This is a genomic window from Microbacterium sp. SSM24 (assembly GCF_025989145.1).
Lineage (GTDB): Bacteria > Actinomycetota > Actinomycetes > Actinomycetales > Microbacteriaceae > Microbacterium.
This window is the reverse complement of sequence record NZ_JAPDNQ010000001.1, coordinates 2,324,377-2,349,681: the sequence shown is the minus strand read 5'-3', so window position 1 is coordinate 2,349,681 and position 25,305 is coordinate 2,324,377. Positions and strand designations below refer to the sequence as shown.

At 71.4% G+C, this 25,305-nt stretch carries 26 protein-coding genes and 1 riboswitch; of the genes, 14 read left to right on the top strand and 12 right to left on the bottom strand.

What is annotated here, in order from left to right:
• Positions 1-5: 5 nt before the first annotated feature.
• Positions 6-70: riboswitch (guanidine-III (ykkC-III) riboswitch) on the bottom strand.
• Between the two features lie 111 nt (positions 71-181).
• The 4 genes from OL358_RS10840 to OL358_RS10825 form a co-directional block, all read right to left on the bottom strand.
• The gene (locus OL358_RS10840; protein WP_264709981.1) at positions 182-1,168 is read right to left on the bottom strand and encodes a CPBP family intramembrane glutamic endopeptidase; all 987 of its coding nucleotides are present in this window, start codon (positions 1,166-1,168) and stop codon (positions 182-184) included.
• Between the two features lie 12 nt (positions 1,169-1,180).
• Positions 1,181-2,395 carry an MFS transporter gene (locus OL358_RS10835; protein WP_413631508.1) on the bottom strand — a complete coding sequence of 405 codons (1,215 nt, stop codon included), beginning with the start codon at positions 2,393-2,395 and terminating at the stop codon, positions 1,181-1,183.
• Between the two features lie 128 nt (positions 2,396-2,523).
• Complete coding sequence (gene trmB, locus OL358_RS10830; protein ID WP_264710281.1) at positions 2,524-3,189, bottom strand: tRNA (guanosine(46)-N7)-methyltransferase TrmB; 666 nt, start codon at positions 3,187-3,189, stop codon at positions 2,524-2,526.
• A 197-nt stretch (positions 3,190-3,386) separates the two neighbouring features.
• A complete protein-coding gene (locus OL358_RS10825) occupies positions 3,387-4,223 on the bottom strand; it encodes a DUF3097 domain-containing protein (protein ID WP_264709980.1) in 837 nt (278 codons plus the stop codon).
• 239 nt (positions 4,224-4,462) lie between these two features.
• Here OL358_RS10825 and OL358_RS10820 point away from each other — a divergent pair, with 239 nt between their 5' ends.
• The 4 genes from OL358_RS10820 (at position 4,463) to OL358_RS10805 (ending at position 8,766) form a co-directional block, all read left to right on the top strand.
• Positions 4,463-6,487: a TPM domain-containing protein gene (locus OL358_RS10820; RefSeq protein WP_264709979.1), complete on the top strand. Its 2,025-nt coding sequence runs from the start codon at positions 4,463-4,465 to the stop codon at positions 6,485-6,487.
• 77 nt (positions 6,488-6,564) lie between these two features.
• Positions 6,565-7,326: a PspA/IM30 family protein gene (locus OL358_RS10815; RefSeq protein ID WP_264709978.1), complete on the top strand. Its 762-nt coding sequence runs from the start codon at positions 6,565-6,567 to the stop codon at positions 7,324-7,326.
• 163 nt (positions 7,327-7,489) lie between these two features.
• Positions 7,490-8,311 carry an arginase family protein gene (locus tag OL358_RS10810; protein ID WP_264709977.1) on the top strand — a complete coding sequence of 274 codons (822 nt, stop codon included), beginning with the start codon at positions 7,490-7,492 and terminating at the stop codon, positions 8,309-8,311.
• Positions 8,308-8,766, top strand: a complete 459-nt coding sequence (locus OL358_RS10805) for a Fe-S oxidoreductase (RefSeq protein WP_264709976.1) — start codon at positions 8,308-8,310, stop codon at positions 8,764-8,766. The genes OL358_RS10810 and OL358_RS10805 overlap by 4 nt, the downstream gene beginning before the upstream one ends.
• A 48-nt stretch (positions 8,767-8,814) precedes the next feature.
• Here OL358_RS10805 and OL358_RS10800 read toward each other — a convergent pair whose 3' ends face one another.
• Genes OL358_RS10800 through OL358_RS10790 form a run of 3 tightly spaced genes read right to left on the bottom strand, consistent with a single transcriptional unit; the run spans position 8,815 to position 10,567 of the window.
• The gene (locus tag OL358_RS10800) at positions 8,815-9,276 is read right to left on the bottom strand and encodes a siderophore-interacting protein (RefSeq protein WP_264709975.1); all 462 of its coding nucleotides are present in this window, start codon (positions 9,274-9,276) and stop codon (positions 8,815-8,817) included.
• 56 nt (positions 9,277-9,332) lie between these two features.
• The gene (locus tag OL358_RS10795) at positions 9,333-10,064 is read right to left on the bottom strand and encodes a tyrosine-protein phosphatase (RefSeq protein ID WP_264709974.1); all 732 of its coding nucleotides are present in this window, start codon (positions 10,062-10,064) and stop codon (positions 9,333-9,335) included.
• A complete protein-coding gene (locus OL358_RS10790; RefSeq protein ID WP_264709973.1) occupies positions 10,058-10,567 on the bottom strand; it encodes a carboxymuconolactone decarboxylase family protein in 510 nt (169 codons plus the stop codon). Before OL358_RS10790 ends, OL358_RS10795 begins: the two co-directional genes overlap by 7 nt.
• A gap of 141 nt (positions 10,568-10,708) precedes the next feature.
• Here OL358_RS10790 and OL358_RS10785 point away from each other — a divergent pair, with 141 nt between their 5' ends.
• The 8 genes from OL358_RS10785 (at position 10,709) to OL358_RS10750 (ending at position 18,277) form a co-directional block, all read left to right on the top strand.
• Positions 10,709-11,671 (top strand): alpha/beta fold hydrolase, encoded by a 963-nt coding sequence (locus OL358_RS10785; protein WP_264709972.1) that lies wholly within the window; start codon positions 10,709-10,711, stop codon positions 11,669-11,671.
• A 140-nt stretch (positions 11,672-11,811) separates the two neighbouring features.
• Positions 11,812-13,320 (top strand): ABC transporter substrate-binding protein, encoded by a 1,509-nt coding sequence (locus OL358_RS10780; protein WP_264709971.1) that lies wholly within the window; start codon positions 11,812-11,814, stop codon positions 13,318-13,320.
• Entirely contained in the window at positions 13,317-14,267 is a 951-nt protein-coding gene (locus OL358_RS10775) for an ABC transporter permease (protein ID WP_264709970.1), read from the top strand. The genes OL358_RS10780 and OL358_RS10775 overlap by 4 nt, the downstream gene beginning before the upstream one ends.
• On the top strand, positions 14,264-15,193 hold the full coding sequence (locus OL358_RS10770; RefSeq protein WP_264709969.1) for an ABC transporter permease: 930 nt from the start codon (positions 14,264-14,266) through the stop codon (positions 15,191-15,193). The genes OL358_RS10775 and OL358_RS10770 overlap by 4 nt, the downstream gene beginning before the upstream one ends.
• Entirely contained in the window at positions 15,190-15,978 is a 789-nt protein-coding gene (locus tag OL358_RS10765; RefSeq protein WP_264709968.1) for an ATP-binding cassette domain-containing protein, read from the top strand. Before OL358_RS10770 ends, OL358_RS10765 begins: the two co-directional genes overlap by 4 nt.
• Positions 15,975-16,766, top strand: a complete 792-nt coding sequence (locus OL358_RS10760; RefSeq protein ID WP_264709967.1) for an ABC transporter ATP-binding protein — start codon at positions 15,975-15,977, stop codon at positions 16,764-16,766. The genes OL358_RS10765 and OL358_RS10760 overlap by 4 nt, the downstream gene beginning before the upstream one ends.
• A gap of 67 nt (positions 16,767-16,833) precedes the next feature.
• A complete protein-coding gene (locus tag OL358_RS10755) occupies positions 16,834-17,910 on the top strand; it encodes a M4 family metallopeptidase (RefSeq protein WP_264709966.1) in 1,077 nt (358 codons plus the stop codon).
• Positions 17,882-18,277: a protealysin inhibitor emfourin gene (locus OL358_RS10750; RefSeq protein ID WP_264709965.1), complete on the top strand. Its 396-nt coding sequence runs from the start codon at positions 17,882-17,884 to the stop codon at positions 18,275-18,277. Before OL358_RS10755 ends, OL358_RS10750 begins: the two co-directional genes overlap by 29 nt.
• Positions 18,278-18,283: 6 nt before the next feature.
• Here the strand turns inward: OL358_RS10750 and OL358_RS10745 are convergent, their stop codons facing one another.
• The gene (locus OL358_RS10745) at positions 18,284-18,901 is read right to left on the bottom strand and encodes a GNAT family N-acetyltransferase (RefSeq protein WP_264709964.1); all 618 of its coding nucleotides are present in this window, start codon (positions 18,899-18,901) and stop codon (positions 18,284-18,286) included.
• Between the two features lie 9 nt (positions 18,902-18,910).
• Entirely contained in the window at positions 18,911-19,609 is a 699-nt protein-coding gene (locus OL358_RS10740; RefSeq protein ID WP_264709963.1) for a uracil-DNA glycosylase, read from the bottom strand.
• Positions 19,610-19,685: 76 nt separating this feature from the next.
• On the opposite strand from OL358_RS10740, the gene OL358_RS10735 reads away from it, so the two are divergent.
• A complete protein-coding gene (locus OL358_RS10735) occupies positions 19,686-21,146 on the top strand; it encodes an MFS transporter (RefSeq protein WP_264709962.1) in 1,461 nt (486 codons plus the stop codon).
• Between the two features lie 20 nt (positions 21,147-21,166).
• Here OL358_RS10735 and OL358_RS10730 read toward each other — a convergent pair whose 3' ends face one another.
• The gene (locus OL358_RS10730; protein ID WP_264709961.1) at positions 21,167-22,024 is read right to left on the bottom strand and encodes a metal-dependent hydrolase; all 858 of its coding nucleotides are present in this window, start codon (positions 22,022-22,024) and stop codon (positions 21,167-21,169) included.
• Positions 22,021-22,815 carry an SDR family oxidoreductase gene (locus tag OL358_RS10725; RefSeq protein ID WP_264709960.1) on the bottom strand — a complete coding sequence of 265 codons (795 nt, stop codon included), beginning with the start codon at positions 22,813-22,815 and terminating at the stop codon, positions 22,021-22,023. The genes OL358_RS10730 and OL358_RS10725 overlap by 4 nt, the downstream gene beginning before the upstream one ends.
• Positions 22,816-22,963: 148 nt before the next feature.
• Here OL358_RS10725 and OL358_RS10720 point away from each other — a divergent pair, with 148 nt between their 5' ends.
• On the top strand, positions 22,964-24,286 hold the full coding sequence (locus OL358_RS10720; protein ID WP_264709959.1) for a bifunctional o-acetylhomoserine/o-acetylserine sulfhydrylase: 1,323 nt from the start codon (positions 22,964-22,966) through the stop codon (positions 24,284-24,286).
• A 75-nt stretch (positions 24,287-24,361) separates the two neighbouring features.
• On the opposite strand, the gene OL358_RS10715 is transcribed toward OL358_RS10720, so the two are convergent.
• The gene (locus OL358_RS10715; protein ID WP_264709958.1) at positions 24,362-25,303 is read right to left on the bottom strand and encodes a hypothetical protein; all 942 of its coding nucleotides are present in this window, start codon (positions 25,301-25,303) and stop codon (positions 24,362-24,364) included.
• Positions 25,304-25,305: the final 2 nt, after the last annotated feature.

Below are 25,305 nucleotides of genomic sequence, written 5' to 3'. Positions count from 1 at the left end.
GTGCTCCTGGCCAGTCTTGTCGCTCACCGGGTACTGATCCGTCGTCCGGGGATCCGGTCGGGGATCCGCTCTCCACTGTAGCCCGGCATCCTGCGCACCCCCTGTGCAGTCGGGCGGCGGCGGGCGCAGTCGGGCGCCGGTGCGCGGCGGTGCGCGGGCCGGCGGCACACACCGGCGGGGTTCAGACCAGGAAGAGACCGTCCAGGACGCCGGGGTTGTGCGCGTGCACGAGCACCAGGAACACGACCGCGTCGAACAGCAGGTGCACCGTCACGACGTAGGCGAGCGACCGCGTGCGCATGAAGATCCACCCCATGAGCAGGGCGAACGGGATCGTGAGCAGCGGACCCCATGCCTGGTACCCGAGCTCCCACAGGAACGACACGAACACCACCATCTGCAGCACGTTCGCCTGCCAGAACGGGAAGTGCCGGCGCAGCAGCGCGAAGCACGTGCAGATGAAGAACAGCTCGTCCCAGATGCCGACCGCGCCCACGCCCACGAACAGGCGCGCGATGAGGTCGGGGGTGTCGACCACCGGCCAGTTCAGGTAGACGCCCGACGTGATGAAGTAGAACGGCAGGATCAGCCAGCCGAGCACGAGCACCGCGGCGAGCCACGACCATTGGAACGCGTTCCACCGTCCGCCCCCGCGCCAGGGGAAGCGGATCGCGTGATCGCGGTACGCCCACCGCGAGATCACGTACGGCACCGCGACCGCTCCGCCGAGCACGACGCCGAACCGCACGATCGACAGGTCGTCGAGCTCGGCGGCGAGCGGGATCGAGCTCACGATCAGCAGGCCGATCGCGATGAGCGAGAGATCGCGCACGATCGACGGGCGCCGGATGCTGCGCTCCCCCGGGTCCGCACCGTCGGCCCCGCCCGCGGCGGCCGCACCGCCCGCGCCGTCGGCCCCGCCCGCGCCGTCGGCCCCATCCGCGTCGGTCTCGTCGCGGTCGGGCCCCGCGGAACGGCGGGCGGAGGCATCCGCTCGCTCCAGGAGCACCGCTATCGCGAGCCCCGCAGCCAGCAGCGCCCAGCCGACCCACGGCACTCGCAGCACGAAGAACGCCGGCGCCGCGAGACACACCAGGAGCGCCGGGGCGAGGCGCCACGACCACGCGGGCAGCGTCGCGACGGGGGCGGCGGCGGGATGGGCGGGCATGGAGACTCCGGATCAGGTGTCGAGGGGATGGGCGATCTCGTCGCGCGCCATGCGCGCCACGACGTACGCGATCGCGCCGAGGAAGAGGGGGATGACGCCGGCGGCGATGAAGATGACCTCGACCGGGACCACCTCGGCGAGGGGCCCGGCGAGCGCCATCGACAACGGCATGAGCGCGAGCGAGACGAAGAAGTCGAGGCTCGAGACCCGCCCGAGCATGTGGCGCGGCACCCGCCGCTGCAGGAGGGTGCCCCAGATCACGTTGCCGTAGCTGAACCCGAAGCCGATCAGGAAGAGGCAGAGCCCCATGAGCCAGTACTGATGCGTGATGCCGACGATCGCGAAGGGCAGCGTGCTCACTCCCCAGACGGCCATCATCGCGGTGAGGTACCGGCGGGGCAGGCGCATCGACGACACGAAGATCGACCCGAGCACGCCGCCGACGCCGTAGATGGCGAGGAGGAAGCCGAACAGGCGCGGATCCTCGCCGATGCGGTCACGCGTCACGAACGGCAGCAGCACCTCTTCGGGACCGACGAAGACGAGCACCCAGCCCGTCGCGAACAGCAGGGTCCACAGCAGCCACGGGGTGCGCACCGTGAAGACGACGGCCTCGCGCAGGTCGTGGAGCGCTCCGCGCACCCCCGCAGGCGCCTCGCGGACCTCGTCCGGAGCCGCCGGCGGCTCGGGGCGCACGAAGAGAAGCAGCACGAGCGCGATCGCGTACGCGGCGACCACGCCCCAGGCCGCGTGAGCCGGGGCGAGCACGGCGGCCACGATCACGCCTGCCGCGGCCGGTCCGGCAGCCTGCTGCAGCGCGGGACGGATCGCCCCTTCGAGCCCGTTCGCGGCGAGCAGCTGCGCCGGCGGCAGGATGCGCGGGAGGATCGCGCTGTAGGCGGGGAAGAAGAATCCGGCGCCCGCGCCCAGCACGAACGCGACGATCGCCAGATGCGGGATCGTGACGCCGTCGAGCGTTCCGGCCACCGCGACCGTGGTGATCGCCAGCAGGTCGGTCAGCGCGACGAGGCGCAGCAGGATTCGTCGCGGCACGCGGTCGGCGGCGATGCCGCCCGGGATCGCGCACACGAGCAGCCCGACCGCGTTCGCCGCGGCGACCACCGACAGGTCGACCGGACCTCCGCCCGCGTCGATGACCGTGTAGACCATGACGACGGCCCACATGCCGGCGCCGAAGATCGCCAGCACGACCGCGCCGAACAGCATCCGGAAGTCGCGGTGGCCGAGCGGCCGCACGAAGCGCCACGGATCGCGACGCGCCGCGGCGGAGCCGGCGGGCGGGGCGTCCGGGGCGGAGCCGGCGGGCGGCCCGTCCGGCGCGGGGTGTACCCCGCTCATGACCGGGGCAGGCGGCGGTACGAGAGATCCCGGATGTCGCGCCCGACGCGCGCGCCCTTGCGCTCGAACGCCGTGAGCACGCGACCGTCGAAGCGCGGAGCCCACTCCCCCTCGAACCCCGCCTCGAAGCCGGCGGCTGCGGACATCACGTCGCGCATCTGGAGGGCGTAATCCTCCCAGTCGGTGGCGAGGCGCAGCATCCCACCGTCCACGAGCGCGCGCGACGCGAGAGCCGCGAATGCGCTCGTGACGAGCCGCCGCTTGGTGTGCTTCTTCTTGTGCCACGGGTCGGGGAAGAACACCCACAGCTCATTGACGGATGCCTCGGGCAGGAGGTGCTCGAGCACCTCGGGCGCGTTCGCCTCGACCAGCCGGAGATTGCGCGCGCCGGCCTTGTCGGCGTCGAGCATCGTGCGCGCGAGTCCCGCGCGGAACACCTCGATCGCGAGGAAGTCGGTCTCGGGCTGCGCCGTCGCGGCGTGGACGATCGCGTGACCCTGGCCCGAGCCGATCTCGACCACGAGCGGCGCAGCGCGCCCCCAGACCTGGGCAGGGTCGATCGAGGATCCGGGGCGGATGCTGGTGGCCGCGACATCCCGCGGAGATTCGATCACGTACTGCGGCGCGAGCTCGATCCACGCGCGCTCCTGCGCCTCGGACATGCGCCCGCTGCGACGCACGAACGACACCGGACGGTCGCGGAACGTGCGGGCGGGAGGTTCGAGGTCGGCCACACTCCCAGGCTACCGAGGCGGTCGGACGCGCGCCGACCGCGGCCGGCGGAGTGCGCGGACGCGCCGGCCGCCGTGGTGCGCGGACGCGCCGGGCGGCGGAGGGCGCGGACGCGCCGCCGGCGGACTCAGCCGGTCACGAAGTCGATGAGCTCCTCGACGCGGCCCAGGAACGCGGGCTCGAGGTCGCGGTAGGTCTTCACCGACGCGAGGATCCGCTGCCACGCGCGCGCGAGGTCGGCCTGATCGCGTGCGGGCCAGCCCAGGCCCCGGCACACGCCGACCTTGTAGTCGATGCCGCGCGGCACCTCGGGCCACCGCTCGATGCCGACCGCGCGCGGGGTCACGCACTGCCACACGTCCACCCACGGATGCCCCACGATGCGCACGTGGGCACCGTGCCGACCGCGCGACACGGCCTCGGCGATGCGCGACTCCTTCGATCCCGGAACGAGGTGATCGACGAGCACGCCGTAGCGGCGCTCGGCCGACGGCGGCTCTTCGTCGAGCGCGGCATCCAGCAGATCGATCCCCTGCAGGTACTCGACCACGACGCCCTCGGCGCGCAGGTCGTCGCCCCACACCTTCTCGACGAGCTCGGCGTCGTGCCGGCCCTCCACGAGGATGCGACTCGCCCGCGCCACTCGGGCACGGGCCTCGGGCGCGGCGAAGGAACCGGAGGCCGTCCGCTGCGGCCCGGTCCTCGCGGGTGCCGCCGCCGGCGGCACGAGCACGACGTCCTCGCCGTCGACCAGGAACCCGGCGCCGAGCGGGAACAGCCGCCGTCGCGCGTTGCGGTCCTCGAGCTCGACCATCCCCGACGAGAGGCCGACCACGGCGCCGCAGAAGCCGTCGGCTGCCACCTCGACGACGAGGTCGCGGGATGCTTCGACCCGGGCAAGCTGCCGGGTCCCCTGTGTGCGCCATCCCGACGCGAGCACGTCCGTGCCGTAGCGATCGTCCATGAGTCCTCCGGATCGCAGACGCTACCCGCTCGGCGGGCACTCCCGCGGCAGCGACGTGCGAGTCGCCAAGACACGCCGCTCGACCTGCACCAGACGCGGCGTGTCTTGTCGACTCGCGCGCTCGTGCTCGCGGTTCTCGGCGAACTCACATGCCGTGTCCGGACGGTGGGCTATCGTCGTATCCCCGCGCCTGAATAGACTCGCGGGAGGGGAAACCCGAAGTCCCAGAGGGGGGATCGATGCGACTGCGTTGGGCTGCAGCGCTGGCGTCCGCTGCGGTGGTCGCCGTGATCGCGATCGGCAGTGGGGCCGCCGTGGCCACTCCCCCCGTCACACTCGGGTCCGGCTACGTCCTCGATGACGCCGACGTGCTCAGCCCCGCTGAGGAAGCAGAAGCGCAGGCGCGTCTCGAACAGCTCAAGACCGACACCGGCCTCGACCTGTGGGTGGTATACGTCGACGAGTTCACCGATCCATCGAACTCCGAGGACTGGGCCAATCAGACGGCTGACGACAACGGCCTCGGCACAACCCAGTACCTGCTCGCCGTCTCGACGGAGGGCCGCCAGTACTACCTCTCCGGCTACATCGACGGCCCCGTCAACGAAGAGCAGCTCGCAGCCATCGAGCAGCAGCGCATCCAGCCCGCCCTCGCGCAGGACGACTGGCTCGGAGCCGTCGACGCGGCCGCCGACGGCCTGACCGATGCCCAGGGCGGCGGATCGGGCGCGCCCTCCGACGGATCCGGCGGCGGCAGCTGGTTCACCTGGCTCCTCGTGGTCGTCGTCATCGGCGTCGGGATCGTGCTCCTGGTGATGTTCCTGCGTCGCCGAAAGAAGAGCGGTCAGGTCGCGGGCGGCCCCGCGGTGCAGCAGGTTCCCCTTGAAGACCTCGAGCGGCACGCGGCATCCGCTCTCGTCGAGACCGACGACGCCGTCAAGACGAGCGCGCAGGAGCTCGGGTTCGCGAAGGCCCAGTTCGGCGATGAGGCGACGGTCGAGTTCGAGCAGGCGCTCGCCCGGGCCAAGGCGAACCTCGATGAGGCGTTCACGCTCAAGCAGCAGCTCGACGACGCCACCGCCGACTCCGAGCAGGACACCCGCGCGTGGAACGAGCGGATCATCGCGCTCTGCGACCAGGCCAACACCCTCCTCGACGAGAAGGCCGCCGATTTCGACGAGCTGCGCAAGCTCGAGCAGAACGCCCCCGAGGCGCTCGCTCGGGTGCAGGCCGAGAAGGGCACCGCAGAGGCCGCTCTCGACGGTGCCGCGGCTCGTCTGCAGACCCTGCGCTCGTCGTACGCGCCCGAGGCGCTGGCGACCGTCGCCGACAACCCCGATCAGGCGCGCCAGCGGCTCGCGTTCGCCGACGAGCAGCTCGCCGCCGCCCAGGCCGACATCGGGGCGGATAAGGGCGGCGAGGCCGCCGTCGGCATCCGGGCCGCCGAAGAAGCGGTCGGCCAGGCCGTGCTGCTCGAGAACGCGATCGGAAAACTGGCCGACGACCTCGCCCGGGGCGAGCAGAGCGCCGCAGCACTGATCATCGAGCTCGAACAGGATGTCGCGACGGCACGCGGGCTCCCCGACCCCGACGGACGCGTCGCCGCCGCGATCACCGCCACCGTGCAGCAGATCGAGGCGGCCAAGGCGAACCTGTCGGGTCCGGCCAAGCGCCCCCTGGTGACCCTGCAGAGCCTCGAGGCGGCGAATCAGCAGATCGATTCCCTCGTGCAGGGCATCCGGGATGCCGAAGCCCAGACGCAGCGCGCGCGCCAGATGGTCGGCCAGCTGATCATGCAGGCGCAGGCGCAGGTCTCGACGGCCGAGGACTACATCACGGCCCGGCGCGGTGCCGTCGGCGCCGAAGCGCGCACGCGCCTCGCCGAAGCCGGCGCCGCACTCGTGCGCGCGCAGCAGCTGCAGGCGAACGACCCCGACCAGGCGATGCAGCATGCGCAGCGAGCCGACCAGCTCGCGGGACAGGCAATCCAGCTCGCCCAGAGCGACGTCGGCGGATTCTCCGGCGGCGGGATGCTGGGGGGCGGCCAGTCCCAGGGCGGCGGCAACGGCGGCGGGATGCTGGGAGCCGTGCTCGGCGGCATCCTCATCAACTCCATGATGGGCGGCGGCGGCCGGTCGTCCGGCGGCGGTCTCGGAGGCGGCCTGGGCGGAATGCTCGGCGGTTCCTCCGGAGGCGGCGGCATCCGTCCGGGAAGCTTCGGCGGCGGGGAAACCCGTGCCCGCCGAGGAGGTGGCCGCTTCTGACCCGATCCACCGCCCTCGTCCACGACTCACGCACTCACCGACGTACCAGCAGTTCTGTCCGATAGGAAGGTAATCCCATGGCGAAGCAGTCCATCTTCGGTCGCATCTCGACCCTCATGAAGGCCAACATCAACGCACTCCTCGACTCCGCCGAGGACCCGCAGAAGATGCTCGACCAGCTCGTGCGCGACTTCTCCAACTCGATCGCGGATGCGGAGTCGGCGATCGCCGAGACGATCGGCAACCTGCGCCTGCTCGAGCGCGACCACCAGGAGGACGTGCAGGCGGCCACCGAGTGGGGCAACAAGGCGCTCGCCGCGAGCCGCAAGGCCGACGAGCTGCGCCAGAGCGGCAACACCGCCGACGCCGACAAGTTCGACAACCTCGCCAAGATCGCACTGCAGCGTCAGATCAGCGAAGAGAACGAGGCGCGCGCCGTCGAGCCCACGATCGCCTCGCAGACCGAGGTCGTCGCCAAGCTCAAGGACGGCCTCAACGGCATGAAGCAGAAGCTGGAGCAGCTCAAGTCGAAGCGCTCCGAGCTGCTCGCGCGCGCCAAGACGGCCGAGGCCCAGAACAAGGTGCACGACGCGGTCAAGTCGATCGACGTCCTCGACCCGACGAGCGAGCTCGGCCGCTTCGAAGACAAGGTCCGCCGCCAGGAGGCCCTCGCGGCCGGTAAGCAGGAGCTCGCCGCCTCGAGCCTCGACGCGCAGTTCGAGAGCCTCGAGGATGTCGGGGAGCTGACCGAGGTCGAGGCGCGCCTCGCGGCCCTCAAGTCGGGCGCGGCGCCCGCGCAGGCCGCGATCGACGCACCGAGCGCCCCGTACACGCCGTAACACCCGTCGCACTGGAGGCCGTCGACCGTGGTCGGCGGCCTCCGTCGCGTGCGGCGTACGCGGCGTGCGCGGCGTGTGCAGCGTGCGGCTCGGGACGAGCCTGTTCGCCGACGGCGTGGCATCACCGGTGCGCGGCGACCACCGGCTGCGAGAGGATGAGGGGATGATGCGCTACCTCGTGGTCCCGCAGTGGCAGGGCAGCCCCTCGTCGCGGGCGATGCAGCTGATCGACGGGGCACAGACCATCGCCGGTGACCTCCCTCGCGCGTCCACCACGGTGCTCGAAGTGCCGATGGAGGCCGGCGAGTCGCTGGGCACCGGCATCCATCGGCTCAGCGCGCTGCAGCGCGTCCGCGATCAGGTCGCAGAGGCCCTCGCCGGTCACGACGAACCCGTGCTGACGGTCGGCGGAGACTGCGGCATCGCCCTCGCCCCGATCGCGCACGCCGTCCAGCGGGTTCCGTCGCTCGCGGTCGTGTGGCTCGACGCGCACCCCGACTTCAACACTCCCGGCTCCTCGCCGTCCGGCGCCTTCGCCGGCATGGTGCTGCGCGCGGTGCTCGGCGACGGCGAGCCCGGGCTCGCGCTGCCGGCGGGCGCGATCACGCCCGACCGGACGTTCGTGGCCGGCGTGCGCTCGTACGATGACGCCGAGCTCGACGCCGTCGCCGAGCTGGGAGTGACCGCACTCGCCGTCGACGCCCTTCGCGACCCCGGCGCCCTCGCCGCGGCCGTGCGCGCGAGCGGCGCGGACGCGGTGTACATCCACGTCGACGTCGACGTGCTCGACCCCGCGGAGATCGCCGGCAACGCGCATCCGGAGCCTTTCGGGCTGACGGTGGCCGAGCTCACGGCGACGATCGCTGCCGTGCGGGCCGAGCTGCCCCTGGTGGGCTCGTCGCTCGCCGGGTACTCGCCCGCTTCGCTCGCCACCGCCACCGACGACCTGGGCGCGATCCTGCGCGTCATCGGAGCGCTCGCATGAGTCCGATCCCCGCACCTCCCACCGGATGGCGCGCGGCGGCGGAGCGCGCGGTCGTGCGCGGCCGCCGAGTCGACCGCCTGATCCCGGCGTTCCTGCTCGACTCCCCCGTGAGCCGTGTCGGCTACTGGTACGGCACCACCGTCGGCTGGGTGTGGGGAACGCTGTGGAGCACCGGCCGCGTCGAGAAGCGCGAAGGACTGTGGGTGTTCCGCGGCATGCCGGGCTGGACCTTCGCGCGCGGCGGCGTGTGCGTGGGCGGATGCTTCCTCACCGGCGACGGCCGCGTCACCGACCGGCTGCTGCGGCACGAGGCGGCGCACAAGCGCCAGTGGGAGCGCTACGGCTTCCTGATGCCGCTGCTCTACCTCTTCTCCGGACGCGACCCGCTGCGCAACCGCTTCGAGATCGAAGCGGGCCTCGAGGACGGCAACTACCTCCCCCGCGGAACCCGCTGAGGATCAGCGGGCGCCGGATCGGAGCGCGGCGGATCGGCTCGCGCCGGATCAGCGCGCGGTCGCGAGACCGTACTGCGCGGGCGTGTGGATCGCCTGCGCGTCGATGCCCAGCGCCGTGAGGTGATCGACGATGTCTGCCGTACCGAGGTAGCCGCCGAGCAGGTGGATGCGGGTCTCGTCGTCGGCACCGCACAGCATCTCGTCGGCCCACGCGTTCACCGCGCGCGACAGCGCCTCGCCGGCCGCGCAGCCGCGGCCGGTTCCCGGCGCGCCGGTGCGCTGCGATCGATCGAGCCACGTGAGCACCATGCGGCTCGGCACGACGATGTCGGCCTGGGCCGCGGCATCCGGAATCTCCACGAACACGCGACCGGTCGAGCAGATCGGCAGCGTCGCGAGCATCATCTCGAGGTCGGCGAGCGAGGACTCGTCGGCCGTGATGAGGTGCTGCACCCGCGTGTGCCGCGACGAGCGGCAGGATGCGGCGGTGTGCTCGGTGGAGTGTTCCATGACGACTCCACTATACCGCGAAAGAAGGGTTGCCTAACCTCAGTCGCAATCCGTCGTCATACCGGGCGCACCAGCACCCGCCGGAGCTCGTCGACCTCGTCATCGGACAGGCCGTGCGCGCGCAGATAGTCCGCCGACGTGCCGTAGCGCTCCTCCACCCCCGCGAGCAGCGCCCGCATGACCGGCGCGGGCGAGCGCGTCGCGAGATCCTCGAGATGCACGGCCTCGGGGTGCATCGAGCGCAGGAACTCCACGATCCGCCGGTTGCGCCGCTCGGGCAGCAGCCCCTCGGTCCGCGCGTAGTCGGCGATGACGGCATCCGTGTCCACACCCGCGGCGGCGAGCGTGAGCGCGACCGTGACACCGGTGCGATCCTTGCCGACCGTGCAGTGCACGAGCACCGGCTGATCCGCGAGGATGCCGCGCACGACCTCGACCACGAGAGACGAGGAGTCCTCCACGAGGCGCCGGTACATCTCGTCGAGGCTGATGTCGTCGGCGAAGAACGACTCCACCGATCCGAGGAAGAGCGGCACGCGCTGCGTGGTGACCTCGAGGCCGGCGGTGCGGCTCGGCGCGTGGGCCACCTCCTCGTCGGCGCGCAGATCGATGATCCGCCGCAGTCCGAGCTCCCCCAGCGCCGCCGTGCCCTGGGGCTCGAGCTGCGCGAGGTTGCCCGAACGGAACAGCACCCCGTGACGGGTGACGGAGTCGCCCGCCGGAAGACCGCCGACGTCGCGGAGATTGACAGCGCCCGGAACCTCGAGCGCGTCGGAGGATGTCACCACGCGGCCCCGCTCGCGGCGTCGCGGTCCTCGCCGTCGAGATCGTCACGGGGCGGAACGCTGTAGCGACCGGCGATTGCGATGCGGTTGAACGCGTTGATCGACACGAGGATCCAGCTCAGCGCGACGTACTCCTGCTCGCTGAGGATCGTGCCGACCCTGTTGTAGACGTCGTCGGGCACGCCCTCCTCGTGGATGAACACGAACGCCTCGGCCAGCTCGAGGCCGGCGCGCTCGCGCTCCGAGAAGACGCCGGACTCGCGCCACACCGGCAGCTGCGCGATGACGTCCGGCGTGATCCCTTCCTTGCCCGCCCGCTCGACGTGCACCCGCACGCAGTACGCGCAGCCGTTGAGCTGCGATGTGTGGATCTGCACGAGCTCCTTGAGCCGGGCGTCGATGCCGCCCTCGGCGGCGAGGGAGCCGACCGTCTTCGAGAAGGCGGAGAGCGCCTGATAGGCCGGCGGAGCGGAACGCGACAGGTGGACACGCCGTTCTTCGGTCATGTCGCCAGCCTACCCACGGCCTTCTCCCTCCCCTCCCCCCTTCCGTTTGTGCGGGCGAATGGACGCAACACGCCCGGAGTATGCGCACATTCGCCCGCACAAACGGATCGTGCGGGTGGCGGGAGACGAGACAATGGCGGGGTGAGCGACCCCACCGACGAGTTCTCGTTCCTGACCGACCAGGCCGCCGACGCCGGCATCGACGGCCCGCTGCCCCACGGCGAGCGCCTGACGCTGACCCTCCCGGACGGCCGCGCGCTGAGCGCGCTGCGCTGGGCACCCGAGGGGACGACGGCCGCGCCTGTCGTCACCTTCCTGCACGGTGCGGGACTCAACGCGCACACGTGGGACACCACGATCATCGCGCTGGGCCTGCCCGCCCTCGCGATCGACCTCCCAGGACACGGCGACTCGTCGTGGCGCGACGACTTCGCGTACGTCGCGCGCGCTCTCGCCCCCGACGTCGCCGCCGGCATCGATGTCTGGACCGACCGCCCGCAGGTGCTCGTCGGGCAGTCGCTCGGCGGGCTGACCGCGGCGGCGGTGGCGGCATCCCGTCCCGACCTCGTCCGCGAGCTCGTCGTGATCGACATCACCCCTGGGATCGATCCGTCCGCGGGGCCGTCGCAGATCCGGGAGTTCTTCGCCGGTCCCACCGACTGGGCCTCGCGCGACGAGCTCGTCGATCGTGCGCTCGCGTTCGGCCTCGGCGGCGGCACGCGGCGCAAGGCCGCACGGGGCGTGTACTTCAACTCGCGCGTACGGCCCGACGGACGGGTGGAGTGGAAGCACCACTTCGCACACCTCGCCGCAGCGGCCGCCGCAGCGGGATCGGCGGCGGATGCGGCATCCGTCGACGGCACCCCGCAGGATGCCGTGTCGGCCGTGCTCGGCGAAGCCGGATGGGACGATCTCGCGACGGCGAGCGCGCCGGCGACGCTCATCCGCGGCGAGCGCGGCTATGTGACGGATGCCGACGCCGCGGAGTTCTCGAGAAGGCAGCCGGAAGCCGCCGTCGTCGTCCTTCCGGCCGGTCACAACGTGCAGGAGGACGCCCCGAAGGCGCTCGGCGAGCGGCTGCGCGACCTCGCGGGGAACGATTAACGCTTCTGTTGCGTTCCGTGTACCGGGTTCTCCCGCGGCGGCGCGCGTTCCCTAGGCTTGTCTCGCGCGCCGACCGGCCGGAAGATCAGCACCCCCGTCGGCTCCCGCGAACCCCGCGGATCCCCTCCGAAAGGACTCTCATGCTCCGTCGCACCGCCCTCGCCGCGGCTTCGATACTCGCCGCCGGCGCGCTCCTGCTGAGCGCCTGCAGCGGCGGCGCCGAGCCGGGTCCGACCTCGTCCGGCGCTCCCGACCCCGACGCCTCGGTCGCGATCCGCCTCGTGCTCGAGCCCGGCAACCTCGACATCCGTCAGACGGCCGGGTCCGCGCTGGACCAGATCCTCGTCGACAACGTCTACCAGGGCCTCGTCGGCCGCACGCCCGAGCAGGAGATCGTGCCGGTCCTCGCCGAGGACTGGACCGTGTCGCCGGACGGCCTCACCTACACCTTCACCCTGCGCGAGGGCGTCACCTTCCACGACGGCCAGGAACTGACCCCGCAGGACGTCGTGTGGTCGCTCACCACGCGCAAGAACACGCCGGAGTGGCGCGACTCCGCTCGGCTCGCGAACGTCACGACCGTCACCGCCGACGGACAGGTCGTCACCCTCGAGCTCGCCGAGCCCGACTCGAGCCTGCTGTGGAACCTCACCGGTCGCGCCGGGATCATCCTCAAAGAGGGCGACACCGTCGACTACAGCACGGCCGCCAACGGCACGGGTCCGTTCCGGCTCGACCAGTGGCGCCAGGGCGACAGCATCACGTTCTCGCGCAACGACGACTACTGGGGCGACCCCGCCCAGGTGGCCGAGGTGGTGTTCGACTACATCCCCGACAACCAGGCCGCCCTCAACGCGGCGCTCGCCGGCGAGGTCGACGTGCTCACCGGGTTCGATGCGAACCTGAAGGAACAGGTCGAGGCGAACGGCGACTTCGCCCTCGAGCTCGGCCAGTCCACCGACAAGGGCACCCTCGCGTTCAACCAGACCTCCGGCCCACTCGCCGACCAGCGCGTACGCCAGGCGATCCGCCAGGCCATCGACCACGACGCATTCATTCAGTCCGGTGCGTCGGGCGAGACCCTCTACGGGCCGATTCCGTCGCTCGATCCGGGCTACGAGGACCTCTCGGATGTCGCACCCTACGACCCCGAAGCAGCGCGCGCACTGCTCGACGAGGCCGGCGTGGACGACCTGGAGCTGACGCTCACGATCCCGAACTTCTACGCGACCACGATCCCGCAGATCCTCGTCTCGAACCTCAATGACGTCGGCATCACGCTCGAGGTGAAGTCCGTGGACTTCTCGACCTGGCTCAACGACGTGTACATCAACCAGGACTACGACCTCAGCTTCGTGCTCCACACCGAGGCGCGCGACTTCGAGAACTGGGCGAACCCCGACTACTACTTCACCTACGACAACCCCGAGGTGCAGGACCTGTACGCGCAGTCGCTCGCCGCGACCGACGAGGCCGAGGCGGCCGAGCTGCTCGCAGAAGCGGCGCGCATCGTGTCGGAGGACGCTGCGGGCGACTGGCTCTACAACGGGGCATCCGTCGTCGCGGTCGGGACTAACATCACCGGTATGCCCTCGATCAACGTCAACGAGCGCCTCAATCTCGCTGAGCTGGCCAAGAGCAACGGGTGATCCGATACACGCTGACGCGCCTGGCCCTGCTCCTGCTCGGCTTGCTCGTCGCCAGCGTGCTGATCTTCCTCTCGCTCCGGGTGCTCCCCGGTGATGTCGCGCAGCTGATCGCGGGCGTCAACAGCACGCCCGCGCAGATCGAGGCGATCCGCGAGCGACTCGGGCTCGACCAGCCGCTCCCGGTGCAGTATCTCGACTGGATCGGCGGGGTGCTGCGCGGAGACCTGGGCAGCTCGCTGCTCACCGGGTCGACGGTCGCGAGCGAGCTCGCCGAGAAGGCCGAGGTCACGGTGCCCCTCGGCATCCTGTCCCTCACCATCGCCGTGCTGTTCAGCGTCCCGCTCGGAGTGCTCTCGGCCGTGCGGCGGGGCCGCGGCGACGGGACGGCGCTGAGCGTCGGCGCGCAGGCGCTCGCCGCGGTCCCCGTGGTGTGGGCGGGCATGATGCTGGTCGTCGTGTTCGCGGTGTGGCTCGGCTGGCTCCCCGCGCAGGGGTTCCCGCGCGCCGGGTGGCAGGATCCGGCCGCCGCCATGCGTGCCCTCATCCTCCCGGCCCTCACGATCGGCATCGTGGAGGGCGCGATGCTGATGCGGATCGTGCGGAGCGCGACCCTGCAGGCCGTCGGCCAGGACCACGTGCGCACCGGCGCCGCGAAGGGCCTCACACGCAACGCCGCACTCGTGCGCCACGGGCTACCGGACGTCGGCCTCTCGGTCATCACGGTCCTCGGCCTGCAGGTGGCCGGGATCATCGTCGGGGCCGTCGTGATCGAACAGCTGTTCACGCTGCCCGGAATCGGCCGCATGCTGGTGTCCGACGTGGGCGCGCGCGATCTGCCGATGGTGCAGGGCGAGCTCCTGGTGCTCACCGGCTTCGTGCTGATCGTCGGCTTCGTGGTCGATCTGGTGCACCGTGTCATCGATCCCCGGCAGCGGGAGGCGGCATGAGCACCGAAGATCGGCGGGATGCGGCATCCGACGCACCTCCGTCGCGCTGGGCGTGGCTCGGCCGGCTGTGGCGCCTGTCGACGGGACGGTTCGGCCTGATCGTCGTGATCGCGGTGGTCACCACGGCGATCGTCGCCCGGTTCTGGACGCCGTTCGATCCGCAGCAGGTGGACATCTCCGCGCGGTGGCTGCCGCCGGGCTGGCCGCACGTGCTGGGAACCGATGCGACCGGGCGCGACATCCTGAGCCTCATCATGGCCGGCGCGCGCACGACCGTGTGGGTCGCCGTCGGTGCCGGGGTCATCGCCACGCTCGTCGGCGTCGCACTGGCCTCGCTCGGGGCGCTCACCGCCCGCTGGATCCGCGAATCGGTGGCGGTGTTCGTCGACATCCTCATCGCGTTCCCCGTGCTGATCATCGCGATGATGATCGCGGCGGTGTGGGGCGGATCGCTCTGGGTCGTGATCCTTTCGGTCGGCATCGGGTTCGGCGTGAGCATCGCCCGCGTGACCAGGCCGGAGCTGCGGCGCGTGTTGCACAGCGACTTCGTGCTCGCCGGTCGCGCCTCGGGCCTCACGCCGGCGCAGAACCTCCTGCGCCACCTGATGCCCAACGTCGCGCCCGTGTTCATCGTGCAGCTGTCGTGGGCGATGGCGGTGGCGGTGCTGGCCGAGGCCGGCCTGTCGTACCTCGGCTTCGGCGCCCCCGTCACCGAGCCGTCGTGGGGGCTGCTCCTGGCCGAGCTGCAGCAGTTCATCACGGTGCATCCGCTGTCGGTGGTGTGGCCCGGACTGGCGATCACCGTCACCGTGCTCGGGCTCAACCTGCTCGGCGACGGACTGCGCGAGGCCACCGACCCGACGCTCAGCCATGCGCGCGGCGCCGGCAGGGTCGCCCGCACCCACGTGCCGGAGGTGGTCTCGTGACGCTCGAGGTGGAAGGCCTCACGATCGACATCCAGGGCAGACGGGTCGTCGACGGGGTGTCGTTCTCGGTGCCCGACGGCGCTCGCGTCGGGCTCATCGGGGAGTCCGGCTCGGGCAAGTCGCTCACCGCGCTCGCCGTGCTCGGACTGCTCCCCGACGGGGCGACGGCGAGCGGCAGCATCCGCTGGAACGGTCGCGAGCTGATCGGCCTGACCGACCGCGAGCTGGCCGAGCTGCGCGGCGACGAGATCGGCATAGTGTTCCAGGAGCCGCGGACCGCGCTCAACCCGATCCGCACCGTGGGGCGGCAGATCGCCGAGTCGATCCGCATCCACGAGAAGGCGTCGAAGAAGGATGCCGCGGCCCGCGCGATCGCCGAGGCCGCCCGGGTCGCCCTGCCCGATCCCGAGCGGATCGTGTCGCGCTACCCGCACCAGCTGTCGGGCGGTCAGCGTCAGCGCGTCGCAATCGCGATGGCGCTCGCGTGCCGGCCGCGACTGCTGATCGCCGACGAGCCGACGACGGCGCTCGACGTGACGATCCAGGCGGAGATCCTCGACCTGCTGCTGTCGCTCGTGCGCGACGACGGCATGTCGCTCGTGTTCATCACCCACGACCTCGCCGTGCTGTCGCAGATCGCGACGCACGGGGTCGTGCTCGAAGACGGCAGGGTCGTGGAGGATGCCCCGGTCTCGACCCTCCTCACCGCGCCGGTCTCGCCCGTCACGCAGGGTCTGCTGCGCGATGCGACTGCGACGCTGTGGCGCCCGGGAGGCACGGCATGAGCCTCGTGCGAGCGCGCGGGCTCACCCGCCGCTACCCCGCGCCGAAAGCCACGGTCTTCGGCCCTCGCGTCTTCACGACCGGCCTCGAGGACGCCGACCTCGACGTGGCCGAGGGCTCGGCGGTCGGCATCATCGGCGAATCGGGTTCGGGCAAGTCGACGCTGGTGCGGCTGCTGCTCGGCCTCGACACCCCCACCGGCGGCACGGTCGAGTTCGACGGGCGGGTCGTGGACGCGACCGCGGGCGCCCGGTCGCTCCACTGGCTCCGCCGGCAGACCGGCATCGTGTTCCAGGACCCGTATGCGTCGCTCGACCCGCGCATGAGCGTCGGCCGGATCGTCGGCGAGCCGCTGTGGGCGCTCGGGATCGACGGCGACCGACGTGCGCGCGTGCGCGAGGTGCTCGAGGATGTCGGCCTGGAAGCCGCGATGGCGAACCGGTTCCCGCACGAGTTCTCGGGCGGGCAGCGGCAGCGCATCGCTCTCGCCCGGGCGATCGCGCACCGTCCCCGGCTGCTGGTCGGCGACGAGCCGCTGTCGGCGCTCGACGTCACCGTGCGGGCGCAGATCCTCGCGCTGCTGGGCGAGCTCCGCGCTCGCGACGGGATCACGCTCGTGATGGTCTCGCACGACATCGGGGTCGTGCAGAACCTGTGCGACGAGGTGGTCGTGATGAAGGACGGCCGCATCGTGGAGGAGGGCCCCACCGAGAAGGTGCTGCTCCAGCCGCAGGTCGCCTACACGCGGCGCCTGCTGGCGTCGATCCCCGTGATCGACCCGAGCGCCTGACCCGGCGACGCCGGCGTCGTCGCTCACCCGAGTCCGCCTCGTCGGAGGCCGGGGCTAGCCTCGGAGCATGGCCCACGCGATCGTCCCCCCGTACCTGCTCGCCCGCATCGCCGCCGTGCAGGAGCCCACGTGGGCACGCGCCGCCGAGGCCGCCCGGTCGACGCTCGCCGCGCCACGGCACTACCGTCCGGTCCGCTCGCGCCTGCGGCTGTCGATCGAGGATGACGGCACGCTCGTCGCCGAGACGACGCCCGCTCCCGACCGCGAGATCTCGGACGCGCAGGAGCGCGAGGTGCTGCCCGGAGTGAGAGTGCGCGGCGAAGACGATCCCGCGACGGGCGATGCCGCCGCCGACGAGGCCTTCGACGGGCTGGGGGCGACGTTCGACTTCCTGTGGGACGCGTGGGGCCGCAACAGCCTCGACGGCGCCGGCGGTGCGCTTCTGGCCACCGTCCACTACGGCCAGGACTACGACAACGCGTTCTGGAACGGCGAGCGCATGGTGTTCGGCGACGGCGACGGCGAGGTCTTCACGGGCTTCACGAACTCGCTCACCGTCATCGCGCACGAGTTGGCCCACGGGGTGATCGAAGACGAGGGAGGCCTGGTCTACCGCGGTCAGTCCGGTGCGCTGAACGAGTCGATCGCCGATGTGTTCGGCGCGCTGGCCGAGCAGCACGCACTCGGGCAGACCGCCGACCAGGCGTCGTGGCTCATCGGCGAGGGCATCTTCACCGACGCGGTCCAGGGCGACGCGCTGCGCTCGCTCGCCGCCCCCGGCACGGCCTACGACGACGACGTCCTCGGCCGCGATCCCCAGCCGGCGCACATGCGCGACTACGTCGAGACCCGCGACGACAACGGCGGCGTGCACATCAATTCCGGCATCCCGAATCACGCGTTCTACCTGATCGCGACCGCGCTCGGCGGCAAGGCGTGGGAGCGCGCCGGGCTGATCTGGTACCGCACGATCACGACCGGCACGCTGTCGTCCTCGGCCGACTTCACCGCCTTCGCCCGCGCCACCCTGGCGGCCGCAGCGTCGGAGTACGGTGAGGAGTCGGAGGAGGTGTCCGCCGTGCGGTCCGGATGGGTCGGCGTCGGCGTGATCGACGATGAGCGAGCCGCAGAGCAGCGAGGCTGAGCCGTCGCGGCCCGACGCGCCCAGCGCGCCCGACGCCGCCAACGCGCCCGTCGAGGTCGCTGTGACGCGCACCGGCGGCTTCGCCGGGCTCACCAAACGCTGGCTCGCCGAACCCGGCGATGCCGAGGCATCCGACTGGATCGCTCTCATCACGCAGTGCCCCTGGGATGCCCCGGCGGACGTGGCTGCTGCGGTCCGCGCCGACGCGAGCGACGGACCCGGCGCCGACCGGTTCACGTGGTGGATCCGCGCCCGCTGCGGCGAGCAGGTCGAACGCGAGGCGGAGCTGCCCGACCACGAGGTCGTCGGCGCCTGGCGCGACCTCATCGATGCCGTGCGGGACTGGAGCCGCTCCGCGAACGCGTGACGCCGGTCAGCGGGAGAACAAGCTCCGCTTCTGCTTCTTCACCGGCTTGAGCTCCTTCTGCATGTAGATCGTGCCGAGCCATCGGCCGAACTTGAACCCGACGCGACCCATGCGGCCGACCTCGACGAAGCCCAGCTTCTCGTGCAGGGCGACCGAGCCCTCGGCGCCCTTGTCGCTGATCACCGCCACCATCTGGCGGATGCCGATCTGCTCGCACGCGGCGATGAGGGCGATCAGCAGCGCCTTGCCCAGTCCCTTCCCGGTGGCCGCCTGACCCAGGTAGATCGAGTTCTCGACCGAGAAGCGGTACGCCGACTTGCTGGACATGGGCTGCACGAGCGCGTATCCGAGGATCTGCCCGCTGGGCGACTCCGCGACGAGGAACGGCAGGTCGAGCTTGCGGAGGAACTCGCGCTTCTCCCGCCACTGCGCCAGCGACCACTTCTTCTCGTCGAACGTCACGACGGAGTTGGTCACGTAGTAGTTGTAGATCTCCCGGATGTCGGGGATGTCGCCCTCGGCGACGGGCCGGATCTCGAACGTGAACGGCCGCTCCGGTTCAGGAAGGCGACGCAGGTGCTGCGGCAGCCGCCGGCGGTCGCGATCGTATTCCTCCTCGAGCATGCCGCCAGCCTACGCTCGGGCCGGCAGCGCCCAGTCCACGGGCGCGGCGCCCTGCTCCTCGAGCAGGGTGTTCGTCCGGGAGAACGGCCGGGAGCCGAAGAATCCTCGGCGGGCTGACAGCGGCGACGGATGCGCGGACTCGATGATCGGCGTCGACCCGAGCAGCGGACGCAGGTTCGCGGCATCCTTCCCCCACAGGATCGCGACGAGCGGACCGCCACGATCCGCGAGGGTGCGGATCGCGTGCTCGGTGACGCGCTCCCACCCCCAGCCGCGGTGGGAGGCGGGCTGCCCGGGCGCGACGGTGAGCACGCGGTTGAGCAGCATGACGCCCTGGTCGCTCCACGCCGAGAGGTCGCCGTGCTCGGCGCGCGGCACACCGAGATCGGCCTCGAGCTCCTGGTAGATGTTCGAGAGGCTGCGCGGCAGCGGACGCACCTGGGGGTCGACGGCGAACGAGAGGCCGATCGGATGCCCCGGCGTCGGGTACGGATCCTGTCCGACGATGAGAACCCGCACCCCCGACAGCGGTCGCTGGAACGCCCGGAGCACGCGGTCGCCCGCGGGAAGGTAGGAGCGTCCGGCGGCGACCTCGGCGCGCAGCCGCTCGCCGAGGTCCGCGATGTCGGGTGCGACCGGGGTGAGCGCGGCGGCCCACTCGGGATCGACGAGTCCGGCGTCTGCCAGCTCGGCCAGCGTCATCGCCATGCGGCCGCTCCGCCTCGCACCGGATCCCTCGTTTCGCGCACGCACCCACCCTAGGCCGCCCGGTAGTGTCTGCCACGTGACTCCCTCCGCCGTCGACCGCCTGCGCGGTTCCGCCCTCGGCATCACCGCCGGACTCATCGGCTGGTTCGTCCTGGTGGAGGTGACCAGCGGCATCCTGCAGGGCTACTACGTGCCGCTGTTCAGCGACATCGTCGACCAGCTGGGCATCCACGATTCCGACGTGAACTGGTTCGAGGCGGCGCAGCTGCTGCTCTCGGCGCTGGTCGTGCCGGTGCTCGCGAAGCTCGGCGACATGTACGGCCACAAGCGCATCCTGCTGATCGCCGCGATCCTCACCGCGGGCGCGAGCTGGTGGCTGGCGTTCGCCGGCGATTTCTGGAGCTTCCTGATCGCGTGGGCGCTCCAGGGCTTCTACGTCGTGTGGCTGCCGCTCGAGATCGCGCTGATCTTCGAGCGCGGCCGTCGTCAGAACCGCGGTGTGTCGATGACCCGGCGTGCGGCCGGACTCCTCGTCGTGGGGCTCCAGGCCGGAGCGATCATCGGCGCCCTCGCCGCGGGCCGCATCTTCACCGCGACGCAGGACCTGACGTTGACGCTCATGGTCCCGGCGATCGCGGTGACCCTGGTGTGCCTCGTGATCTGGCTGGGGGTGCCGGAGTCCGAGCCGGTGCGCGGGCGGCGACTGGACACGTGGGGCTTCGTCATCCTGGCGTTCGGTCTGCTGCTGGTCACCAGTTCGCTCACGTTCCTTCGCCTCAACGGCGCGGGCTTCGCGCTGGTGTGGCTGCTGCTCGCGCTCGGGATCGTCGCGTTCGTCGTCTTCGTCTTCTTCGAGCTGCGTCAGCCCGACCCCGCGATCGACATGCGCGTGCTCCGCCGACCCGAGATGTGGCCGGTCCAGGCGACGGCGTTCCTCGTCGGCATCAGCCTGCTCGGTGCGCAGGGTCCGCTCTCGACGTACGCGGGCACCGACTCCTCACTCGGCTACGGTCTCGGCCTCGACGCCGAGCAGCGCTCGTATGTGATCGGCATCTATCTCGTGTCGCTGATCGTCGGCGCGATCCTCTTCGCGGTGACCTCCCGCCGCGCCAACCCGCGCGCGATCCTGATCGTCGCGTCTGCGCTCGTCGGCGTCGGCTACGCCCTGTTCCTGCCGTTCCACGTCGAGCTGTGGCAGGTGCTGCTCAACCTCAGCATCGCCGGGCTCGGCTCCGGCGCGCTCGTCGGCGCCCTGCCCGCGGCAGCGGCCGCCGCGGCGCCCCACGGACAGACGGGCATCGCCTCGGCGCTCACCAACACGACGAAGACGATCGGCGGCACGTTCGCCTCCGCCGTCTTCGGTGTGGTGCTCGCCGCAGGCGCGGGCATCGTCGCGAGCGAGACGGCCGCGTCGCTCGGCGGCTACATGGCCGTCTGGTCGATCTGCGCGGCCGGCGGATTCCTCGCCGCGGTCCTGCTGTTCTTCGTCCCGAAGGTCGCGTTCGCCGACACCCTCCCCGAAGAGGCCGCCGAGTAGCGGATGCCGCGCCCGGCCCGTCAGCGACGGGTCGCGGTCGTCGTCATCACCAGCTCGATGCCGCCCTCGACGGGAGTGAGCGCGAACGCCACCGATACCGTCTCGAGCTCGGCGAGCGACGCGAGGTGCGTTCCGCCGCACGGGATGCGGGCCTGTGCGCCCGGCAGCTCGCACACCCAGGTGCGGCGGTCGGCGAGCGCGGGGCCCTCCACCTCGATGTGCACGGCTCCACCCGCAGCGACCCACTCCGCGAGGCGGGCGTTCACCCGCGCGGCGAGACCGGGGAGGTCATCGAGCGCGGCCGGATCGAACCCCTTCCGGCGCAGCGACTTGCCGATCCGGTACACGTCGCGCGAGGCATCCGGGAGGATGCGGGACTCCGAGATCGCGAGCGCATCGAACGCCGGGGCGCCGAGCGCGTCCGCCGGCACCTCCTTGCGCCACGCATCGGCGAGAGCGGTATCGAGGGCGAGCGAGGCCAGGTGGCAGGCGGTGTGCCCCGCCGAGAGCGCGGCGCGGTGGTCCGCGTCGACGTCGACCGCGGCATCCGCTCCCACAAGCGGAGCCTCGCCCTCGATCAGGTGCGCGACGACGAAGGTCCAGCCCTCGGTGCCGGTGCGCACGGGCACGTCGGGCCCGAGGAGGAGCTCGCCGCCGTCCGACGCCCCCACGACGGCGTCCACGACCTCGAACACGCGACCGCCCGCACGCAGCGTGCCACGGTCGGCGGGCTGATCCGGCCACGCGGTGTCGACCGGGTGGAAGGCGGTCGCATCCAGCACGACCGCCGTGCGGCCATCGCCGGCCTCGGTGACGTGCACCACCGTCCCCGTGGAGGTCACAGCGCCCGAGGGGTACGTGATCGACGTCGGGTTCATGCGTGCGGCGCCTCCTCGGTGCGGGCACGGAGCGGTCCTCGCGCGAGCAGGTGCTGCGCGGACTGGGCCACGGGGCGCATGGTCACGAGGTCGAGGTTGACGTGTGCGGGAGCATCGAGCGCGTACGCGATCACGTCGGCGACATCCTCGGCGGTGAGCGGAGCCTGCACCCCGTCGTACACGCGCTCCGCAGCGGCGGTGTCGCCTCCGAGCCGATTCGCGGTGAACTCCTCCGTGTAGACCATGCCCGGTGCGATCTCGATCACGCGGATGGGCTCGCCGTTGAGTTCGAGGCGCAGCGCGTGGGCGATCATCGCCTCGCCCGCCTTCGCGGCGTTGTACCCCGAGCCGCCGGCATACGCCGTCTGCGCCGCAGTCGAGGTGACGAACAGCGCGTCGGCGTGCCCGTCCTGTGCGGCCGCGCGCCGCAGCTGTGGGAGGAGCGCCGCCACGAGGCGCTGCGCCGAGAGCACGTTCACGTCGAACATCCACTGCCAGTCGGCGACCCTGCCGTCCTCGACGCGATCGGCGCCGCGCGCGCCGCCGGCCACGTGCACGAGCGAGTGCACCGGGCCGAGGTCTTCGAGGAATGCGGCGATCGCCGCCACGTCGGTGTCGGAGGTCAGATCGGCCGCGAACGCCACGGCACCGGTCGCCGCTTCGAGCTCCGCCAGCCGGTCGGCGCGGCGGGCCACGGCCACGACCTCCCACCCGCGGGTCCGCAGCGCCCGCGCGGTCGCCGCCCCGATTCCCGAGCTCGCCCCGGTCACCACTGCACGTCTGATCGTCATGCCTCCACGCTACCCACGCGGCGCCCCCGGCGCGGACGGGTGAGGTTACGTCACATTTCCGGTTCGTTGTTGACAGCAGGGCCGGTTCCGTACTGTCGAACCGGTCGGAGCATCCCGCCTCCACCACCCGAACCCGCAGGAGCACACCATGTCCGCACCCGAGAACTGGCGCTTCGAGACCAAGCAGATCCACTCCGGCGCCCAGCCCGATCCGGTGACGAAGGCTCGTGCGACCCCGATCTACCAGACCACGTCGTACGTGTTCGACAACGCCGAGCACGCCGCGAACCTGTTTGCGCTCGCCGAGTTCGGCAACATCTACACGCGCATCCAGAACCCGACGCAGGCCGTCGTCGAGGAGCGCCTGGCTGCGCTCGAAGGGGGCACCGGTGCCCTCCTCGTCGCCAGCGGCCAGGCCGCCGAGACGTTCGCGGTGCTGAACATCGCCGAGGCGGGCGACCACATCGTGTCGTCGAGCTCGATCTACGGCGGCACGTACAACCTCTTCAAGTACACGCTGGCCAAGCTCGGCATCGAGACGACGTTCGTCGAGAACCAGGACGACCCCGAGGAGTGGCGTGCCGCGGTGCGCCCGAACACGAAGCTCTTCTTCGCCGAGACGATCGGCAACCCGAAGATCAACGTGCTCGACATCCGCACGGTCGCCGACGTCGCACACGACAACGGCATCCCGCTGATCGTCGACAACACGATCGCGACGCCGTACCTCATCAAGCCGTTCGAGCACGGCGCCGACATCGTCATCCACTCGGCGACGAAGTTCCTCGGCGGCCACGGCACGGTCATCGGCGGCGTGATCGTCGACGGCGGAACCTTCAAATGGTCCGAGAACGTCGACAAGTTCCCCGGCCTCACGGTGCCCGACCCCTCGTACCACGGCGCCTCGTACACCGCGGCTGTCGGCGACGGACTGGCCTACATCATCAAGGCGCGCGTTCAGCTGCTGCGCGACCTCGGCGCCGCCATCGCGCCGCAGAGCGCGTGGCTGCTCATCCAGGGCATCGAGACGCTGTCGCTGCGCATCGAGCGACACGTGCAGAACGCCCAGGAGATCGCCGAGTGGCTCGAGAACCAGGCGGATGTCGCCTCGGTCAACTACTCGGGCCTGCCGACGTCGCCCTGGTACGCCGCCGCGAACAAGTACGCCCCCAAGGGCGTCGGCGCGGTGCTGTCGTTCGAGCTCAAGGGCGGTGTCGAGGCCGGGCGCGAGTTCGTCAACTCGCTCACGCTCTTCAGCCACCTCGCCAACATCGGAGACGTGCGCTCGCTCGTCATCCACCCGGCGTCGACCACGCACTCGCAGCTCACGCCCGAGCAGCAGCTCACGACGGGCGTCACGCCCGGCCTCGTGCGCCTGTCGCTGGGTCTCGAGAACATCGAAGACCTCAAGGCCGACCTCGAGCAGGCTCTCGCCGCCGCTCGTCGCGTGTCGGAGGCCGCTCGCGCCTGACCGCCGTTTCGTACAGCGGATGCCGCGGCCCCTCGGGTCGCGGCATCCGCTGTCTCTGCGGCACGGCGTGGGGCGTCAGCCCTCGTCCCACCAGCGCAGCACGCGCAGGGCGCGCAGGCTCACCCATCGGCTCGGGAAGCCGTCGTGCTCGCCGTCGAGGGCGAACAGCATCGGACCCTCGTGGTGGTTCTCGAACGGGAACAGCCCGTTGTCGAGGCGCTTGGCGCGGATCAGCTCGACCGCCTCGGCGCAACGCGGGTCTCGTTCGGGCCGGGCCAGCCGGAGGTAGTCGAGGGCACGGAGAACGTCGTAGAACCACCGGCCGGGAACCGACGTCATCGTGAACCGGGGGTCGACGATCGATCCATCGGTCTTGCGTCGGAAGAGCTGCCTCTCGAGCAGGTACTCCTCACCGCGCCGACGGGCCTCGCGCCCGGCGTCGGTGCCGCCCGTCGCCTGCTCCCACGCCCACAGCCCCTCGATCGCGCAGATCGTGGAGTGGAACGAGCCGGGGGTGGCGGCATCCTCTTCCCAGCAGTTCCACCCGCCGTCGGCGTGCTGCGTCGCGAGGAGCGTCTCGACGATGGGGGCGGCATCCTGCCCGAAATACGCACCTGAAGCGAGCGCGATGCCGTTGATGCACGGCTCCGCCTCGCCCTGGAAGTAGAGCTCGCCGTTGTACTCCCACCGCGCGTTGTCGCGCACGAGGCCCACGGCGCGCTGCGCCTCGGGCGAGGTGGGATCGAGCCCGAACTCGGCGAGCGACTGCAGCGAGAAGTGCGTCGCCGTCCACGCGTCGAAGAACGGCCTCGATTCGTCGACCCAGCCGGGGCGGTAGGTGCCGCCGTCCCACAACCCGTCGTCGGCCTGCTCGGAGAGCATGCGGGCGCCCCAGCCCTCGGTGGCGACCTTCGCCCGCTCGGCCGCGACCTCTTCGGGCGGCGCGTCGGTGAGATCGCGCATCACCTGCCACCGGATCGCCGGGTCGCCGCTCAGTAGGTACTCGATGACGTCCATGC

Coding starts and splice junctions, on each gene's coding strand:
- OL358_RS10820 (WP_264709979.1), top strand. CDS start 4,463: ATGCGACTGCGTTGGGCTGCAGCGCTGGCGTCCGCTGCGGTGGTCGCC.
- OL358_RS10715 (WP_264709958.1), bottom strand. CDS start 25,303: ATGGACGTCATCGAGTACCTACTGAGCGGCGACCCGGCGATCCGGTGG.
- OL358_RS10725 (WP_264709960.1), bottom strand. CDS start 22,815: ATGACGATCAGACGTGCAGTGGTGACCGGGGCGAGCTCGGGAATCGGG.
- OL358_RS10720 (WP_264709959.1), top strand. CDS start 22,964: ATGTCCGCACCCGAGAACTGGCGCTTCGAGACCAAGCAGATCCACTCC.
- OL358_RS10730 (WP_264709961.1), bottom strand. CDS start 22,024: ATGAACCCGACGTCGATCACGTACCCCTCGGGCGCTGTGACCTCCACG.
- OL358_RS10840 (WP_264709981.1), bottom strand. CDS start 1,168: ATGCCCGCCCATCCCGCCGCCGCCCCCGTCGCGACGCTGCCCGCGTGG.
- OL358_RS10760 (WP_264709967.1), top strand. CDS start 15,975: ATGAGCCTCGTGCGAGCGCGCGGGCTCACCCGCCGCTACCCCGCGCCG.
- OL358_RS10825 (WP_264709980.1), bottom strand. CDS start 4,223: ATGGACGATCGCTACGGCACGGACGTGCTCGCGTCGGGATGGCGCACA.
- trmB (WP_264710281.1), bottom strand. CDS start 3,189: ATGTCCGAGGCGCAGGAGCGCGCGTGGATCGAGCTCGCGCCGCAGTAC.
- OL358_RS10750 (WP_264709965.1), top strand. CDS start 17,882: ATGAGCGAGCCGCAGAGCAGCGAGGCTGAGCCGTCGCGGCCCGACGCG.
- OL358_RS10780 (WP_264709971.1), top strand. CDS start 11,812: ATGCTCCGTCGCACCGCCCTCGCCGCGGCTTCGATACTCGCCGCCGGC.
- OL358_RS10800 (WP_264709975.1), bottom strand. CDS start 9,276: ATGGAACACTCCACCGAGCACACCGCCGCATCCTGCCGCTCGTCGCGG.
- OL358_RS10790 (WP_264709973.1), bottom strand. CDS start 10,567: ATGACCGAAGAACGGCGTGTCCACCTGTCGCGTTCCGCTCCGCCGGCC.
- OL358_RS10745 (WP_264709964.1), bottom strand. CDS start 18,901: ATGCTCGAGGAGGAATACGATCGCGACCGCCGGCGGCTGCCGCAGCAC.
- OL358_RS10805 (WP_264709976.1), top strand. CDS start 8,308: ATGAGTCCGATCCCCGCACCTCCCACCGGATGGCGCGCGGCGGCGGAG.
- OL358_RS10815 (WP_264709978.1), top strand. CDS start 6,565: ATGGCGAAGCAGTCCATCTTCGGTCGCATCTCGACCCTCATGAAGGCC.
- OL358_RS10810 (WP_264709977.1), top strand. CDS start 7,490: ATGATGCGCTACCTCGTGGTCCCGCAGTGGCAGGGCAGCCCCTCGTCG.
- OL358_RS10740 (WP_264709963.1), bottom strand. CDS start 19,609: ATGGCGATGACGCTGGCCGAGCTGGCAGACGCCGGACTCGTCGATCCC.
- OL358_RS10835 (WP_413631508.1), bottom strand. CDS start 2,395: ATGCTGTTCGGCGCGGTCGTGCTGGCGATCTTCGGCGCCGGCATGTGG.
- OL358_RS10755 (WP_264709966.1), top strand. CDS start 16,834: ATGGCCCACGCGATCGTCCCCCCGTACCTGCTCGCCCGCATCGCCGCC.
- OL358_RS10770 (WP_264709969.1), top strand. CDS start 14,264: ATGAGCACCGAAGATCGGCGGGATGCGGCATCCGACGCACCTCCGTCG.